The 16,078-nt window shown below is 50.7% G+C and carries 12 protein-coding genes and 1 riboswitch; of the genes, 8 read left to right on the forward strand and 4 right to left on the reverse strand.

Annotated elements, in window-relative coordinates:
* Positions 1-121: 121 nt before the first annotated feature.
* Positions 122-311: riboswitch (cobalamin riboswitch) on the forward strand.
* A 114-nt stretch (positions 312-425) separates the two neighbouring features.
* Genes BM091_RS01365 through BM091_RS01390 form a run of 6 tightly spaced genes read left to right on the forward strand, consistent with a single transcriptional unit; the run spans position 426 to position 10,277 of the window.
* A complete protein-coding gene (locus BM091_RS01365; protein ID WP_093392890.1) occupies positions 426-2,453 on the forward strand; it encodes a TonB-dependent receptor plug domain-containing protein in 2,028 nt (675 codons plus the stop codon).
* 10 nt (positions 2,454-2,463) lie between these two features.
* A complete protein-coding gene (locus BM091_RS01370) occupies positions 2,464-3,237 on the forward strand; it encodes a DUF2162 family putative transporter (RefSeq protein WP_093392892.1) in 774 nt (257 codons plus the stop codon).
* Positions 3,234-3,905 (forward strand): MotA/TolQ/ExbB proton channel family protein, encoded by a 672-nt coding sequence (locus BM091_RS01375; protein ID WP_093392894.1) that lies wholly within the window; start codon positions 3,234-3,236, stop codon positions 3,903-3,905. Before BM091_RS01370 ends, BM091_RS01375 begins: the two co-directional genes overlap by 4 nt.
* A complete protein-coding gene (locus tag BM091_RS01380; RefSeq protein ID WP_093392896.1) occupies positions 3,847-4,194 on the forward strand; it encodes a DUF2149 domain-containing protein in 348 nt (115 codons plus the stop codon). The genes BM091_RS01375 and BM091_RS01380 overlap by 59 nt, the downstream gene beginning before the upstream one ends.
* A 3-nt stretch (positions 4,195-4,197) precedes the next feature.
* Positions 4,198-6,276, forward strand: coding sequence for an adenosylcobinamide amidohydrolase (locus BM091_RS01385; RefSeq protein ID WP_093392898.1), 2,079 nt, complete (start codon positions 4,198-4,200; stop codon positions 6,274-6,276).
* Complete coding sequence (locus tag BM091_RS01390; RefSeq protein ID WP_177193475.1) at positions 6,273-10,277, forward strand: cobaltochelatase subunit CobN; 4,005 nt, start codon at positions 6,273-6,275, stop codon at positions 10,275-10,277. Before BM091_RS01385 ends, BM091_RS01390 begins: the two co-directional genes overlap by 4 nt.
* 180 nt (positions 10,278-10,457) lie before the next feature.
* Here the strand turns inward: BM091_RS01390 and BM091_RS01395 are convergent, their stop codons facing one another.
* Positions 10,458-11,363 carry a DUF3034 family protein gene (locus BM091_RS01395; RefSeq protein WP_093392902.1) on the reverse strand — a complete coding sequence of 302 codons (906 nt, stop codon included), beginning with the start codon at positions 11,361-11,363 and terminating at the stop codon, positions 10,458-10,460.
* 78 nt (positions 11,364-11,441) lie between these two features.
* Entirely contained in the window at positions 11,442-11,915 is a 474-nt protein-coding gene (locus BM091_RS01400) for a hypothetical protein (RefSeq protein ID WP_093392904.1), read from the reverse strand.
* A gap of 319 nt (positions 11,916-12,234) precedes the next feature.
* Here BM091_RS01400 and BM091_RS01405 point away from each other — a divergent pair, with 319 nt between their 5' ends.
* Together BM091_RS01405 and BM091_RS01410 are read left to right on the forward strand one after the other, a co-directional pair.
* Positions 12,235-12,558 carry a hypothetical protein gene (locus BM091_RS01405; RefSeq protein WP_093392906.1) on the forward strand — a complete coding sequence of 108 codons (324 nt, stop codon included), beginning with the start codon at positions 12,235-12,237 and terminating at the stop codon, positions 12,556-12,558.
* A 23-nt stretch (positions 12,559-12,581) separates the two neighbouring features.
* On the forward strand, positions 12,582-12,995 hold the full coding sequence (locus tag BM091_RS01410; RefSeq protein WP_093392908.1) for a hypothetical protein: 414 nt from the start codon (positions 12,582-12,584) through the stop codon (positions 12,993-12,995).
* A 41-nt stretch (positions 12,996-13,036) separates the two neighbouring features.
* Here BM091_RS01410 and BM091_RS01415 read toward each other — a convergent pair whose 3' ends face one another.
* Both BM091_RS01415 and BM091_RS01420 read right to left on the reverse strand, forming a co-directional pair.
* On the reverse strand, positions 13,037-14,413 hold the full coding sequence (locus BM091_RS01415; protein WP_093392910.1) for a sigma-54-dependent transcriptional regulator: 1,377 nt from the start codon (positions 14,411-14,413) through the stop codon (positions 13,037-13,039).
* Between the two features lie 2 nt (positions 14,414-14,415).
* Positions 14,416-16,077 carry a two-component system sensor histidine kinase NtrB gene (locus tag BM091_RS01420; protein WP_093392912.1) on the reverse strand — a complete coding sequence of 554 codons (1,662 nt, stop codon included), beginning with the start codon at positions 16,075-16,077 and terminating at the stop codon, positions 14,416-14,418.
* Between the last annotated feature and the right edge of the window lies 1 nt (position 16,078).

Below are 16,078 nucleotides of genomic sequence, written 5' to 3' on the forward strand. Positions count from 1 at the left end.
CAAGAGGATAAACGCACCTGCCATCAAAACACATTACGAAACTGTGTCGGGTCGCTACAGGATACCAGAAAACAGTGTTGACATTTCATGTTTCCATCAGGTATAGGAGTTACGGAAATTTTGAAGTTTAGCGGTATCAGGTGCCCCTGCTAAGGGCTTAAAAGGGAACCCCGTGGGAATCGGGGACGGTCCCGCCGCTGTGAACGGGGACGAAACCCGCAAAATGCCACTGTCCCGATGATCGGGATGGGAAGGCGCGGGGAGTAGGAAGATCCGTGAGTCAGAAGACCTGCCTGATACCGGCCGATTGAGGGTTCGAGGAAGGACCCGAGCGGCTCCCAGGGATGAAGAAAGCAGGGTGCAATCCTTAGGGCGCAGGCTCTAAGGATTTTTTTTATAAATTAAAAACCCAAGGAGGAATCATTATGCGAGTCCTGCCGGTCTTCGTGGCCTTTCTGTCCCTGGGATTCAACCTTTTTTGTTGCCATGCCTCTCGTGCTTTTGAGATGGAACCTCTGGTCATCACCGCAACCAGGGTTCCAACACCGAGTCACGAAGTCCCTGTAAGGGTCGACGTCATCACCCGGGAAGAAATAGAACGATCACACGCATCAGACCTTTCAGAGCTGCTCATTCAGAAGCTCCCTACCCATTTTCATCGATACCCCGGATCACTTACCTCTGTTGATATTCGCGGATTCCGTACAGACACGCACGGAACGGACATCAAAGGTCGTGTCCTCGTGCTCATTGACGGTCACAGGGCCGGGACGGGAAACATATCGGCCGTTCCTCTGGAAAATGTTGAAAAAATCGAGATTCTTCGAGGGCCCGCATCGGTCATGTACGGTTCTGCGGCCCTCGGCGGCGTGATCAACATCATTACGAGAGAAGGCAGGGGAAAACCCACCGTTGAAGCGGGCTTTGAATACGGAAGCTGGAATCGAAAAAAAGGCAGTCTCTCCGCATCAGGAGGACTTTCCGGAGATCAAATTGGTATATCCTTCGGCGCAAGGCAAATTCATCAGGACGATGACTATAACGATGGAGACGGCGATAGGGTTGAAAACACGCACTATTCTGACGAAGCCTATTCCCTGAGCCTTACGGCAAGGCCAGCAGAAGGTCACCGTATTATGTTCGTCGGCCAATACTTCAGGGCCTGGGATGTGGGGACGCCCGGCGCTACCTACAGTCCTGACTACGACGATTATAAAAGCATACTGCGGCGCTACGGTGCTCTGAGTTATGACGGCGGCGCGGACGAACTAGGTCTTTCGTGGCACATCAGTGGCTACAGCGTTTACGACAGAAGCTCCTGGAACGATCCTGCTCAGGCCTGGGGATATCTCAACCACATTGTAGAAACCGAAACACAGGGTCTTCGAGGCCATGTTGCCGTACCTGCTTTCGGTTTGGGAAGGATAATCGTCGGAGGCGATTTCGATCACATCGAAGTGGATTCCTGGAACGTCCCCCCGGGTGTCGCACCATGGTCTCCCGACACAAGCTACGACAATTATGCTCTTTATGGGGAACAAAAAATTTCCCTTTTTGACCGTCTCAATATCTATGCCGGCCTGAGATACGACCTTTTCGACGAAAGCCTGGAAGAAACTCCGGGGCTTGAGGTTACGGCCGAAGATAAAAGCTTCGACGACGTAAGCTGGAGGGTCGGCGCAAGCTTCGACCTCACAGACTGGCTGACGGCCAGGGGTCACATCGGAACGGGCTTTCGGGCACCTACGGCCGATGAGCTGGCCGGTAGGTTTGCTCAGGGGAGCTGGACAAAGATCGCTGGAAATCCCGATCTGGAGCCCGAAAAGAGCACGACCTATGAGCTGGGGGTCGATGCGGTTTACGGCAAGGCGTCGCTGGGTTTTTCCGTCTTTTACACGGACTACACGGATCGCATTGTCGGCGGATTTACAACGTGCATTGACGGCGATTGCACCTGGACCACCTACAGAAACGTTGACGGGGCGACCTTTACCGGCATGGACGGATATGCCTCCTGCGACTTCGCATTCTCTCTTGGTTCTTTTAATGCCACCGTCACCCCTTATGTAAACTGGATCTACTATTTCTCCCGTGAGCTTGAAGACGAAAGCTCGGCACAGGACCTCGGTACCGATACCGTTACCTATGTATCAAAGGCCAATCTGATCGCCGGGCTTCGGTTTCACTTTGACCGCTATGCAGACCTGAACATATGGGCGAACTACCATGGTCCTCAAAAAGTTCAGAACTGGGACTACACATCACCCTTATACGGAACCGTTTACGACAAAGGCGGTTTCACCATTTATTCACTCCGGCTGGATTTTCACATCTTCGATCATCTTCATCCCTATCTGACGATCGATAACCTGACCGACAAGGATTACGCCTACGCAGATGGATACCCTATGCCGGGGCTGACCGTTATCGGAGGCTTTAAACTCAGGTTCTAGGGAGGCAGGCATGTCCGTTAGGGCTCTCATTGTTGGCCTCTTTCTGGCCCTTGCCGTTTTCGCCGCCAAAACAGGGGCGGGACTGGCTTACGGGCTTAAAACCCGCAAAAGCAGAAGGGCTGTGGCAGGTCTTCTCATCGGCTATTCACTGGGATACCTTGCGCTGATTTCGGCCATGACATCGATACTTACAGGACCCTGCCTGTCAGACCAGGTCAGAGCCGTGCTGAACAATCTGGCCCATCACGGCATAACGGCTCATGTCTGTCTTGCCCTGGGTCTGTTCGTCTGGGGATTGATTCTTCTGGGAAGACCTTCTCGTGAAGTCGCTTCTGCCGGAAAGGCCTGGCTTGCCCTTGTGATCCCCTGTCCTGTATGCCTCCTTGCCATCTCGTGCTCTCTTGCGGTCCTTCTCGTCTATCTTCAGACATCCGGCTGGAAGGTTATACTTCTTGCATGGGCCCTTTTCATCGGCACCGGGTTGATAACGGCCGGGCTTTTTTCCGCCCTGAAAGCACATCCTGATCTGATTCTGGGATTTTCAATGATGGGCGTTGCGGCCTACACGCTGGGATCTCTTTTTCTGGGCCCTTCCCTTGAAGATGCCCGGAGAGTCTTTCGCATAGTAAGCACCGGTCGGGAACTCTCAGCCTTTACCCTGGGCAAAACCCTGCCCGTCCTGATCGCGGCAGGTCTGGCATTTTTCGGCGGGTTTATTCGGGCTTTCTCTGCTGTCCGTCAGGGCCTGCCGGTTCAAAAAAGCCGAAAAGGAGTAGGGCTATGAATTTTTTAGGGGCCTTTCTCACATCTTTTATTTACCTTGTTTCAAGCACACTGCTCTATCCTGTTTTGCTTCTTCTGAGCATCCTCACGCTGTGGAGCTGTGCCCAGTGCGGGGCATTTCTCGGGGAATGGATCGCCAGAAGGCGGTTTCAGAAAACCATTGAGATCGATGACGGAAACCGCCGTATTACTCTTTTCTTGAGGTCATCAAGAGTAGCCGCATTTTACGAAAGCCTGAGGCAGATTCAGGTCCGGCGGGACTCCGCCGGGGATCCTCACACTGCTTATCTGCTTGTCAGTGCCGAAGAAGAAGCCCGCAGTTCCCTGGACTGGCTGCGTTTGGTCGTCCGTACAGGCCCTATGCTCGGACTCATGGGCACTCTCATTCCCATGGGAACAGGCCTCGCTGCACTCTCCCGGGGCGACATCGGGCGACTTTCTTCCGATCTCGTCATTGCCTTCACCACAACGGTAGTGGGGCTCGCTCAGGGCGGTCTGGCCTACTGGATACATACGATCAGGCGCCGATGGATAGAGGCAGACTGCCTGCAGATGGAGTACCTGGCCGAACTTATCACGGGAAAACACGACGAAGAAAGGGACACCGTCGATGAAGCCGAGCTATTTGAAAAGCACGAAGTTACTGCGCCGGTCCGATCCCGATCCTGAAGACCCCCTGGTCGGCGTCGCCAATCTTTTTGACCTCGGGCTGGTCTTTATCGTCGGGTTGCTCCTCACCCTTTTCACGGCTTACGGTTTGACGGATCTCTTCAGTGAAAAGTCGGAGTTTACCATTCTGAAAAAGGATGCACGGGGACAGCTCGAGATCATCACCAAGAAGGGACGGGACATACGGGCAATGAGGGTTACCGGCAAAAAGGCGGAAGGGCTGGGCGAACGACTGGGAACGGCTTATCGGCTTCAGGACGGCACTATGGTTTATGTACCGGAGGAATAAACCATGAAACCGGGAAAACTGGCCGTGACGTGCTTATTATTTCTGCTTTTTGTGCCGCTACCTCTTTCGGCACTGCAACACGATGACCAGCGGTTCCGGAAGGATCTGATTTCCCCAGAAGAGCTCGGGGCAGGCGTCGTCTCGCTGGACTCATCGGTAACGGAAATCATTCTGGCCCTGGGGGCAGGTCAACTTCTCAGGGGCGTTACCATCCACGACCTGGATGTCGTGAGGCGTTTTATGGCCCGACCTCCAGAAGGCCTTGCAGTCGTTGGCAGTTTCTTCGCGCCGGACATCAAAAAAATTGCCGGGATTTTTGAAAAAGGCCGGGGGGTTATTTTCGTCCACGACTACCACCAATCAATAGGAAAGGAGCTTTCCCGCTACGGCAGGGTTCTTAAGCTGAGCATTAACGGACCCGAAGATCTCTACGAGGCCATTCGCACTCTTGGGTTCGTCCTCAAAAGGGAAGAAAAAGCCGAAGGGCTGGTAGCCGATATAAAAGGCCAGATCGAAATCATATCCAGGAAAGCGGCCCGCATACCTCCCGACAGGAGAAAGCGGGTTCTCCGTTTCATGGGCCGAAAAGATTCCGATTCCGTGTACGTGCCCGGCGACGATTCTTTTCAAAATCTCTTCATAAGGCTTGCCGGGGGAATACCGCCTTCTTTTGGAAAAAAGGGCCCCATGGTGGCCGTAACGGTTGACGAGTGGCGGAGGTTCAATCCTCAGGTTATCTACGGCTGCGGAGGAGACAGGGAAGTTGCCGAAAAATTTTTTGGTTTACCCGGATGGAAGGATGTGGAAGCCGTAAAAGAAGGGAAGATTTATTACTTTCCCTGCGATCTCACCTGCAGGTTCTCCATTCATTCGGGGCTTTTCGTTCAGTGGCTTGCATCGACAATCTATGAGGAAGAATTTTCGGATCTAAAGAACCTCGTAAAGGAGGAGAAAATACTGAGGCGCCGGTCTATAGCTCCTGCTCTCGAGCTCGATTATGTGGTATCGGCCGAAATTGTGGACAGCCGCATTTATGACTTTCATCACAAAACACTGCTCATCAGATTCAAAGAACCCCTTGACATCATTTCCACCCTTGAAGGCCCCAGAAGAGGCATCCAGATCGTCGGGAATAACTTCTCGCCACCTCCCTGCTGGAACATCAACCACGATCTGGGATTTGATGCCGTGAAAAAACACATCTTCGAAGTGCTGGAACTGGATCCCGGGAAGGCCTCTTTGCTTTATACCGGCGCTGACATGGACAATCTTTCGGTCCAGAAAGCTTCGTCCGGCTCTCTCCTCGTTTATGCTCTTGCCACGGCGGGAGTTCGTGGAAATGCTCTGAGGACATCCAGGGACGAGGGAAGTTACGAAGAGCCGGGAACCATCAACGTCATCATAATGACCAACAGGCGGCTTTCTCCCGGTGCGATGAGTCGGGCCGTCATAACGGCAACGGAAGCGAAAACGGCGGCCCTTCAGGATCTGGATGTCCGGAGTACCTGTAACCCTCTGAGATGGCAGGCTACAGGGACGGGAACGGACGAAATCATCGTGGTTTCGGGAAAAGGACCCGGAGCGAATCTTGCGGGCGGTCACACAAGGCTCGGTCAGCTAATTGCCGATGCCGTGTATCGTGCCGTGCTGGATGCGATAAGAAGGCAGAACGGGATCACTCCGGAGCGGACGATTGCCGAAAGGCTCGAGGAACGAGGGATAGAACTCTACAGGCTCTTAAGTCTGCCCTGCGGAATCTGCTCAGAGACCAGGACCAATGCAGTTGTTATGACACGACTCTACGAGCTTCTTCTGAGTAAACCTTACACGTCTTTTATGAATACCGCTTTTGCCGTAAGCGACCTCTATGAAAAGGGCTTAATAAAGGATCTCTCGTTTTTCAAAAAGATCTGCGAAGCAATGGCTCCTTCGATGATCTGCAGGGAATGCTCGCTTCCTGAAGATGCTTTTCCTGCGGCTTCTGAACCTCTAAGAATGGCCCTAGAAGCCCTGCTTAAATGTGCCCTGTCCTCTTCTTGCTGGCAGAATTACGCCTTCACCCTGAAGGAGGTCGCAAGATGAACAGGTACTTTGCGTCGGCTAACCGTTCAATCATCCCCATTATCGCCGTGTTGTTTCTCTTCCCGGCTTCTCCTGCCGTCAAAGCCTCCGCCGGGGAAATAAGAATTTCTTTCCTGGTCTTCGACACAGAAAGCACGACCATAAACGAAGCGGCAAAGGAAATATCACAGACAAAACCTGATGTGGTCGTCCGTTTTTTCACCACATCAGAATTGTGTCCGGAATCCGGAAACCCGGATCCGGAAACGGTCAAGTGGATCCGATCTTCTCACGTAATCTTCGTCCAGGTTATGGACGATCGGCTGGCACGATTTGTCCTGGAACAGGTCGGAAGGGGGGAAGAATCCGGGCAGGAAGCTCCGATCATTTACGCAGTGGGCGCCTCAAGCCGTGAAGAAGAACTGGCCCAAAAAGGTTTTCGCTTTGATAAAGAAATAAGACGTTATTACAGAAACTTATCTCCGGAAAACATCAAGAACATGATACTTTACACACTTTGCAAGCACTTTGATTCCTCCGTAACTTTCAAACCGCCCCGGGAGTTTCCCGATTTCGGCATTTATCATCCCGAGGCCGATAGGATTTTTGAGAGCTTCGATGAGTACGCCGAATGGTACGGAAAGCGTTCGAGCTTCAGGGGCGATTTCCCCTGGGTCGGGCTTATGTTTTTCGGATCGGAGGTTTCGCGCAAGCAAACGGAAGTTATCGATAGAGTTGTTCGCAAGCTCGAGTCAGCGGGTTTTAACGTCGTACCGGCTTTTGGCTATCCCGACGACGAGGTTATAAGGCGCTTTTATCTGATCAGAGAAAAGGAAAAGGTCAGGTCTCGGGTATCTCTTATCGTCTCATTTAGTCTGAAGTTTTCGTCATCACTCAGTGAGGAAGTAAAAAAGGCCGTAGAGTCTCTTAACATTCCCATCATAAATGCGGTCAAGCTCTTCATGAACACGGTTGATCAGTGGCGAGCATCTCCTGTTGGGATCGACATCATGGAGGTAGCCTGGGCTCTGGCCAATCCCGAGGTATCCGGGTTAATAGAGCCGTCCGTTCTCGGGGGGAAGAAGGGAACCCAGGATCCCGAAACGGGAAAAACCCTGTATTCACAGGTCGCTCTTGAGTCCCACATCGACTTTCTCGTTTCGAGAATAAAAAAATGGCTGGATCTGCAAAGAAAGCCCAACCCGGAAAAACGGGTTGCCATACTCTACTACAACCACAGCCAGGGAAAGCAAAACATCGGGGCAAGCTATCTGAATGTTTTCCGGAGTCTTGAGCTCATACTCGGGCGTATGAAAAAAGAAGGTTACTCCGTTGAAGGGGCGGCCGGTTTTCCCGACGAGAATGCTTTGAAGGAGATGATACTTGCCTACGGCAGAAACATCGGAAGCTGGGCACCCGGCGAACTGGAAAAGCTCGTCCAGTCAGGCCGCAGCGTGACCGTGCCCATGGAAACCTATTTACGCTGGTTTGAAAGGCTTCCCGAGGATTTCCGCAGAAAGGTCACGGATCAGTGGGGACCACCCGAGGCATCGACCGTAATGGTCTATAACGGCAACATAGTAATACCGGCCGATACGCTGGGAAACATTGTGCTTATGCCGGAACCTGCCAGGGGCTGGAGCGATGATCCCGTGAAACTATATCATTCCCCCACCCTTTATCCCCATCATCAATACATCGCGGCATATCTCTGGTTAAAGTACGGGTTTAAGGCCGATGCGATGGTTCACCTGGGAACTCACGCAACTCACGAGTGGCTCCCGGGAAAGCAGGCCGGACTGAGTATGTCGTGTCCACCGGAAGTGCTCATCACGGACATACCCAACATTTATCCCTACATAGTCGATGACGTGGGGGAAGGAATACAGGCCAAAAGACGCGGACGGGGCGTTATAATCGATCACCTCGTGCCACCGGTTAAAAAAGGAGGGCTTTATGCCGAATACGCAGAGATATACGAGATGATTCAGGGCTATCATCAGGCCCGAACTATGGGAAGCCCTACAACGGAGGAGCAATTACGGAGGCTCATCGAAAGGATCGAAAAGCTGGGACTTCTGAAAGACCTGGGTATGGGTTTTCCATCTCCTGATAAGGCCGAAGAGGGGGAGATAGAACAGATTCTGGAAACCCTGGAGCATTACCTCGACGAAATCAGAGAGGGTCTGATCCCTTACGGGCTGCACACCTTTGGGAGTTCTCCCGTCGGTGAGGCCCTTGAAGAAATGGTTGATTCCATATTAGAGGTCCAGAGAAAGGCTGGAAATGATGTGAATCCGGAAGAGGTCTCCTCTGCCATTGTTGCCTCGGGGCCTGCCGAAATAGATGCCCTTATGGCTGCCCTGAACGGGAAGTTTGTCCCTTCTGGAGAGGGAAACGACCCGCTCAGAAATCTCAAGGCCATACCCACCGGGAAAAACTTTTACGGCTTTAATCCTCAAAAGATCCCAACGAAGGAAGCCTACAAACTGGGGAAGGAGGCGGCAGAACAAATCATTCGTGATGCCCTCAATCAGAAGGGTTCGTATCCCGAGCAGGTTGCTATAGTTCTCTGGGCTGTGGAAACCATGAGAAACGGGGGCGTGAACGAATCAACGATATTGTACCTCATGGGAATAGAACCTGTGTGGGACAATCTGGGGCGGGTCACAGGGTTAAAGCCCATTCCCGGGAAGAAACTGGGAAGACCTCGTATTGACGTTCTGATCAACCCTTCGGGCCTTTACAGAGATCTCTTCCCGGAAAAGCTCAAACTTCTCGACCGTGCCGTGAAACTGGCAGCTATTCAGGAAGACGTGGAGAACCTGATCAGGAAACACTCTGAGATTCTGGAACACAGGCTCCTTTCCGAGGGGTATTCCCCGGATCAGGCAAAAAAACTCAGCGCAATACGAATATTCTCTGAACCATCCGGAACTTATGGAACGGGTGTATCGGAGATGGTCAGCATATCGGGCATATGGGAAAAGGACGACGAAATCGTGGATGTCTATTTGAACCGCGTCGGATATGCCTTTGGGGAAGATTTATGGGGAGTTGATGCTAAAGAACTCTTCAAGGCTCATCTTGCCTCCGTGGACACCGTTGTGCATTCCTTTTCTTCCAACATCTTCGGGGCAATGGACAACGACGACGTATTTCAATACGTTGGAGGGCTCGCTCTGGCGGCCCGGAAGTTCGGAGGCAAGCCTGTTCGGACGATGATTACTCTTCAGAGAATTCCCGGGCAGGTGGGTTCGGAGCCTCTTGCGAAGATTCTCGGATCTGAAATGCGGATGAGGTACCTGAACCCCAAATGGATTGAAGGCATGAAGAAGGAGGGTTACGGCGGAGCACGAGAAATGGCCAAATTCGTTGAATACTTCTGGGGTTTTCAGGTCACGACACCCGAAGCAGTTCATGAGGAAGAGTGGCGGCAGATCTATGAAGTTTACGTGGAGGACAAGTACGGGATGGACCTGCAGGAATTCTTCCGCCGTGCAAATCCCTGGGCTTACCAATCCATCACGGCGAGAATGCTTGAAGCCATCCGAAAGGGGTACTGGAAGGCTGACGAGCAGACTAAGCGACGGCTTGCCGTTGAATATGCCCGAAGTGTTGTGGAACACGGTGTTGCCTGTTGCGACCACACCTGCAATAATCCGCTCCTTAATCAAATGGTCGCAAGCATCATCTCAATACCGGGGCTCCTTGAGCCTAGAATCAGCGAGAAGTTTGAAATGACCTTAAGTAAAGCCATCGGGGAAAATATCAGGGAACAGCAGGAAAGCCTGAAGAAACTTCGAGAAAAACTCCAGCAGAAACCCGGAGGCCCTGAGTCTTCAGCAAGTTCAAGTTCAAGGGAAAAAAAAGTAGAAGGCTACAGGATGGAGGAGGTCAAAAAAGATACAAAGCCAAGCGAAACCATGCCGACGTCAGGACTTCGGGCGTTAATACTGTTTGCACTTCTCATATTTGCTATGGTCCTTCTCATAAGCATACGACGGGGCATGAAACAATAGAGAATCGCCCCTTTACTCATTTATTAGAAAAACCACGGGGCCCACCGGGACGTTACCGCCGGGCGGCTCTGCGCTCAACCGGAGCCGGCTTTTAAAGCACATCAGGCTTTACGGCCGAGAAAAGCTTTCGGGATGGCTCGATCGTTTGCCCCCAGGCAACTCCCGGGGGCAGTTTTGCTTTTAAAACTCAAATTTAAGCTTTAAACCCACAGCACCGTTATCGTAATGATTCAGAACCTCTCCGAAATTGAATATCCCTCCCGATATCGTAAGTCGATCGTTAACAATGAAAGCCGCTACCACAGACCACCAGTCATCTTCGGGTTCAACAAGTCCGGGGATAGGACGATAATTATTAGGCTTTTGCCTGTACTCAGCACCTACAAGAAAACGGTCTGTTACAAATACTATAACACTCCCTTCCAGTAAGAACTCTCTATCACCCGTAAACCCCAATAAACCGATATGTGCCGCTTCGCTATTTCTCAATCCAAGATTAAGAAGCACCGGACGGGGCAAAAATGTGAGCATCTTGGAAGCATAAAGAGTAAAATCAATCCCATCGGTATCCTCGATACCCGCGTCAGTTAAAGCTCCTCCAAGGGTTTCATCAATATCCGAAAGTTTTTCCACCTTTTTATAGTGTATTCCCGCAGTCAAGGCGGGCATCCATGAAAGGTTAAAGCCGTTTTCCGGGATTAAATTAAAACGTGCATTCAGGTTATGCAAAAATACCCTATCGTTGGCAATTTCAATACCCGTAGCTTCCGCAACATCTAGAGGAAGATCGTGCAGATTCAACACATTAAATGCATAGCCCAGTTCCAGGCGGTTGAAAAGATTCACGGTAAAGGTAGAAAAGCCGAAGGTTCTTCCTTTAGGCGTATAGACGAACCCTCCGCCTACTGCCGGCATGCCTATAGGTCGGTCATCTTCGGGAGGATTAACCAGATAGGCAGTTCCCGTTATGGCTACGCCCCCAAAGCCTTCAACATTGTGCAAAGGAAGAGGCGGGGCGGCATCGGCCTGGACAACCAAACAAGAAAAAGCACAAAACATTATCATCGTTGAGATAAGTTTCTTCATGCTGCACCTCCATTATGTCTTCCGGAAAGCAAACTACGATCCCCCACATCAGGTAATGTGGGGGATCGGTTGCCCCTGTTATTCTGTTTCAACGTTTTCAAGCACCATCATTTGCGTGCGGAACCCGCCGATTTCAGGAAGGTATTTCATCTGAATCGTGTAGAGAGCGGAGCCCATTGGCACATGTTTTACCGTTATTGTCATGGTGGCCGGATCGTAATAGGCTACCATGTTTTCCGACGGCGTATCACTTAAACTTCCTCGAGTCTGCGAGCCCAGATACATAAAGTCCATTGTTCCCGGAACATGGTACATGGTGACTTCCCGAACTTCGCTACCCACTTGCATAAAGGGCATATAAAGGAGATTCGCCTGAGAATCATAGGTGGACATCATATAAGTACCTGTTTGTCCGGTATTATAGTAAAAAGGATTACCGCTCATCATTGAAGAAGTGGCTTCGTGACCTCCTGAAAAAGCCCATACACTACTGACAAGTAGCACCCCAACTCCAAAAACCAGCAGAGACCTAAACTTTCTCAAAACTTCCATGATCATCCCTCCTAATTAAAGTGAATTTTGTCTGGCACCAGGAGAGGTAGTCAAATTCCATGCCAGTTCCCACCGGCAAGGAATGTCCTGTCTTATTGTTTAATCTGTCTCATGTCCCGGCTATCGATCGCGGGGCTATAGAAGAGTTACAGAGAATAAAAAATATCCACCCGCCGGATCCTTTGCGGATAAAAATTATCCAGAGTCTTTTACCTCACCCCTCGCAAAGCCCCCAATTTTGCCCGATCCTACACTTGGCATGAAAAATGATGTGCATAAGCAAACAAAGAAAAACAAACAAATCACAGGGAGGTTAAAAATGGGTAGGATGAAAAAAGTACTGGTAACGGCAATGTTGATCGGTTCTCTAACGGTTGCGGGCATCTCCGGTACCACGCTCGCCCGTGCTGAAGGAAACATCGGCGGACCTTTCTACAGGCTGGCAATGCACGGTGGGGGTTACGGAGGGTACGGTCAGAGTTCATGGAACTGTCCCGGGTATTATGGGGGATACGGTATGATGAACGGATATGGGGGATACAACTACGATGGTTACCGGTATTATATGCATAACCGACCCTACTGGCACAATTACAATGACTACAGGCAATACGACAGGGGCTACTGGCCTCGCAGAAGGTAGACTTTGAAAAGGAGGATCACAAAATGAAAGTCATCACGGGAATTGCCCTGGCCACCCTTGTGACCCTCATAGGGCTGGGACTGGTCTTCGGGCAGACGGACGGGCAGGGTTACGGCTGGTACTGTCCGTGGATGAATAACACCGGACATCATCACATGGGACCTTCATACGGCCACCACGGTGGATACTACGGACAACCCAACCGCTATCAGGAAACTCCACCGGGCATGGAACTTCTGGGCAACGGACTGATGACACGGCAGCAGGCTATTGAACTTCTGGAACGCTATGCCATCGGAAACAGGCCTGATCTGAAAATAGGGGAGCTGGCAGATAAGGGAGACGTGTTCGAAGCCACGATCGAAGATTCTTCGGGCAATGTGATCAGAAGACTCCTCATCAACAGACGTAACGGATGGTTCAGAGATGTACCCTGAGATCCTCTGAATGCCCTGCCCTAACCCCGGCGGACACCCGATCAGGGTGTCCGCTTTTTTTCTGCGTTATACTTCTTCAATTTAAGTTTAAGGGTCCGCCGGGTTATCCCGAGACGGCGAGCTGCTTCGCTCTTGTTACCCCCTGTTTCCTCAAGGGTTTTCAAAATCGTTATCCGTTCTACATCTTCTAAAGTCAAGTTACCCTGCTCAAAGGATGATCGAGTAACATCTCCGGGTTCCGGTAACCCCGCCCCCAGAATGTTCAACTCTTTCACATCAATGTAGGGATTCCGACTTAAGATCACAGCTCTCTCTATTGCGTTTTCCAATTCACGAACATTACCGGGCCATGAATGAGTCATTAAAAAGTGCATTGCCTCAGGAGTAAAGCCTTTAACATCTTTTTCGTACTTTTCAGAAAACCGTTTCAGAAAGTGTTCGGCCAATATGGGAATATCCTCAGGCCTTTTCCTTAAAGGCGGTACCTCTATCCTGGTAACGTTCAGCCTGTAATACAAATCCATTCTGAAACTACCGTTCGAAAGCATCTCTTCAACATTCCTGTTAGTGGCGGCTATTATCCGAACATCTATTGGAATTGCCACATCACTTCCGACGCGTTGTATCTTCTTATCCTGAAGAACGTGAAGAAGTTTGCTTTGAACGGAAAGGTTTAGTTCACCTATTTCGTCGAGGAAAATGGTACCACCGTTAGCCTGCATAAATTTTCCGGCTCTGGCCTTTTCCGCCCCGGTAAAAGCCCCCTTTTCATGACCGAACAACTCTGACTCAACGAGGTTTTCCGGAATAGCGGCACAGTTAACCTCAATCAGAGGCTTGTGCTTTCTAGGGCTGTGGGCATGTATGGCCCGGGCTACGAGGCTTTTGCCCGTGCCACTTTCGCCGGTTATGAGCACCGTGGCGTCTGTCGGAGCAATAAGAGAAATCAACTCCAAAACCCGCTCCATTGCAGGGCTCCGTCCCACAATGTCGGCAATTTGAAATCGTGCAAGCTGTTCTCGCAAAATTTCGTTTTCTGCCTTCAATCGTTCATGCTCAAGCGCCTTATTGATAACCGCATTCAAAGCATCCAGATCCACGGGTTTGGTAAGATAGTCAAAGGCACCGGATTTAACTGCGTCAACGGCCGAGGGTATGGAGCCGTAGGCCGTAAGGATAATGACCGGCAGGGCGGGATTGAACTGACGTATAAGTTTTGTTGCTTCTATTCCGTCAATACCCGGCATCCTGATGTCCATTATTACCAGATCGACGGGCTCCGATCTGACCAGAGCCACGGCCTTATCACCGCTATCCGCCTCTACTACCTCATAACCCCACTCATCAAGCACGGTGGACAACATAAGGCGATGTGAATTATCGTCATCTACAACTAAAATTCTTGCCTGCTCCGTCATCGCTATGTTTCCTCATACCCGGGAGAAAAGGGCAATCTTATAATGAAGCTTGCTCCTCCTTCAGGTGAATTCATCGCAACCACAGTTCCTCCATGGGCTTCCACAATCTTTCGAACATTTGCCAGACCCAGGCCAACACCCTGAGGCTTTGTTGTAAAGTAGGGATCGAAAATTTTATCAAGAGCCTCTTCCGGTATGCCAGGTCCTGTGTCAGATATCGCAATAACGGCCTCTTCATCATCCCTTCTAGCCTGCACCCTTATTGTTCCTTCTCTGCCGATCGCCTGCAGGGCATTCAGGAAAAGGTTTATAAATACCTGGATCATCTTGTTTGGATCTACATTAATGTAAAGATCGGGAGGTTCTATGTCCATCGTTACCTTTACCTTGCTTTGTTCCAGGTCTCTGGAGATAACCCTTAAGGCGTGCTCTATAAGGCTCCGGCACTCAACTTCGTCAAGCTTCAGATTAGGAGTGCGTGCAAAGTCCAGAAGCTCATAAAGAATCCCGTTCAATCTGTCGATTTCTTTGATCATGACCTCAGCGATATACCTGTTTTTTTCATCTGATGCAGTTCTTTTCGCAAGGACAGTAGCGAAACCTTTTATAGAACTCAGAGGATTTCTAATTTCGTGGGCGAGCCCCGTTACCAGGTGTCCTATAGCCGCCAGGTGGCGCGTCCGGCTAAGTTTTGATTCCAGTTCCCTCATTTTCGTAACATCGGTTATGAGAAAGACGTATCCCGACCTCGTATCCGTTTCGAAGCGCAGGGCGTTAACCATCAAATGTAGCTTTCTGGTACGATTGCCGCTTATTGTGATTTCCTGATCCAATCTACCATTATCGCCGTACTGAAGGTTTCTCCATAGATCGGCAAAACCGGGGCAATTCGAGAAAGCCTTCCCCTGTTCGGCATCAATGAGCGCCTCTGCCGCTCTGTTGATTCTTTCCACCACCCCTTTATTATCGACCAGAACGAAGCCGACAGGTATCTGTTCAATCAAAGTGGACATTAGATATTCCACATCGGCGAGAGATCGAAGGCTTTCATGATAACGGCCAACCCACCACAGGGAGACCATTCCTGCAGCACCTACCAGAAGCATAACCGCCAGCATGAATACAAAAAACTGGAAATCACGCTTTATAGCCGTTTCGTAAGGCAGGGGATCCAGCCCCAGAACAAAGTATAAATCATCCGGCGGTGTCTTATCTCCTGCCATCGGTCTGTAGTGAAGGGTTACTTCATAAGCCCTCATGCCCATCCGTTCTTTAAGCCCAACCCACTTTGACCCGGGTCCGGGTGGATTAAAAGGTATTTTTCGGTCAACTCTTTCAGGCTTACCGGCAGCAACAATTGTTCCATCGGCTTTTACAATCATTACATACAATACACCCGGCAGTTTGGAAATCTCACCAAAGAGCGGCATAAGGGCGTGAGGGTGAACATTGTGAATGACTCCGCAATTGCACATAGCCTCAATGGAGTTGGCCAGTGTCAGTGCTTCGGAGAGCAAGGCCTGCTCCATCATATCCCGGCCTCTGTGGAGGCTACGAAAAGCCATAGCGATAAGCAGAATAACTAGGATGACCACGGAGCTTACGATTGCCCAGGGTGCCAGTTCAAGAAACCGATTTTTTCCAACGCCTCTTTTTGCCGTCATG

This window comes from Thermodesulforhabdus norvegica, assembly GCF_900114975.1.
GTDB classification, from domain to species: Bacteria; Desulfobacterota; Syntrophobacteria; order Syntrophobacterales; family Thermodesulforhabdaceae; genus Thermodesulforhabdus; species Thermodesulforhabdus norvegica.

What these genes read in the sequence shown, in the direction of transcription:
- BM091_RS01365 (WP_093392890.1), top strand. Translation starts at nt 426, where the DNA reads ATGCGAGTCCTGCCGGTCTTCGTGGCCTTTCTGTCCCTGGGATTCAAC.
- BM091_RS01370 (WP_093392892.1), top strand. Translation starts at nt 2,464, where the DNA reads ATGTCCGTTAGGGCTCTCATTGTTGGCCTCTTTCTGGCCCTTGCCGTT.
- BM091_RS01375 (WP_093392894.1), top strand. Translation starts at nt 3,234, where the DNA reads ATGAATTTTTTAGGGGCCTTTCTCACATCTTTTATTTACCTTGTTTCA.
- BM091_RS01380 (WP_093392896.1), top strand. Translation starts at nt 3,847, where the DNA reads ATGAAGCCGAGCTATTTGAAAAGCACGAAGTTACTGCGCCGGTCCGAT.
- BM091_RS01385 (WP_093392898.1), top strand. Translation starts at nt 4,198, where the DNA reads ATGAAACCGGGAAAACTGGCCGTGACGTGCTTATTATTTCTGCTTTTT.
- BM091_RS01390 (WP_177193475.1), top strand. Translation starts at nt 6,273, where the DNA reads ATGAACAGGTACTTTGCGTCGGCTAACCGTTCAATCATCCCCATTATC.
- BM091_RS01395 (WP_093392902.1), bottom strand. Translation starts at nt 11,363, where the DNA reads ATGAAGAAACTTATCTCAACGATGATAATGTTTTGTGCTTTTTCTTGT.
- BM091_RS01400 (WP_093392904.1), bottom strand. Translation starts at nt 11,915, where the DNA reads ATGGAAGTTTTGAGAAAGTTTAGGTCTCTGCTGGTTTTTGGAGTTGGG.
- BM091_RS01405 (WP_093392906.1), top strand. Translation starts at nt 12,235, where the DNA reads ATGGGTAGGATGAAAAAAGTACTGGTAACGGCAATGTTGATCGGTTCT.
- BM091_RS01410 (WP_093392908.1), top strand. Translation starts at nt 12,582, where the DNA reads ATGAAAGTCATCACGGGAATTGCCCTGGCCACCCTTGTGACCCTCATA.
- BM091_RS01415 (WP_093392910.1), bottom strand. Translation starts at nt 14,413, where the DNA reads ATGACGGAGCAGGCAAGAATTTTAGTTGTAGATGACGATAATTCACAT.
- BM091_RS01420 (WP_093392912.1), bottom strand. Translation starts at nt 16,077, where the DNA reads ATGACGGCAAAAAGAGGCGTTGGAAAAAATCGGTTTCTTGAACTGGCA.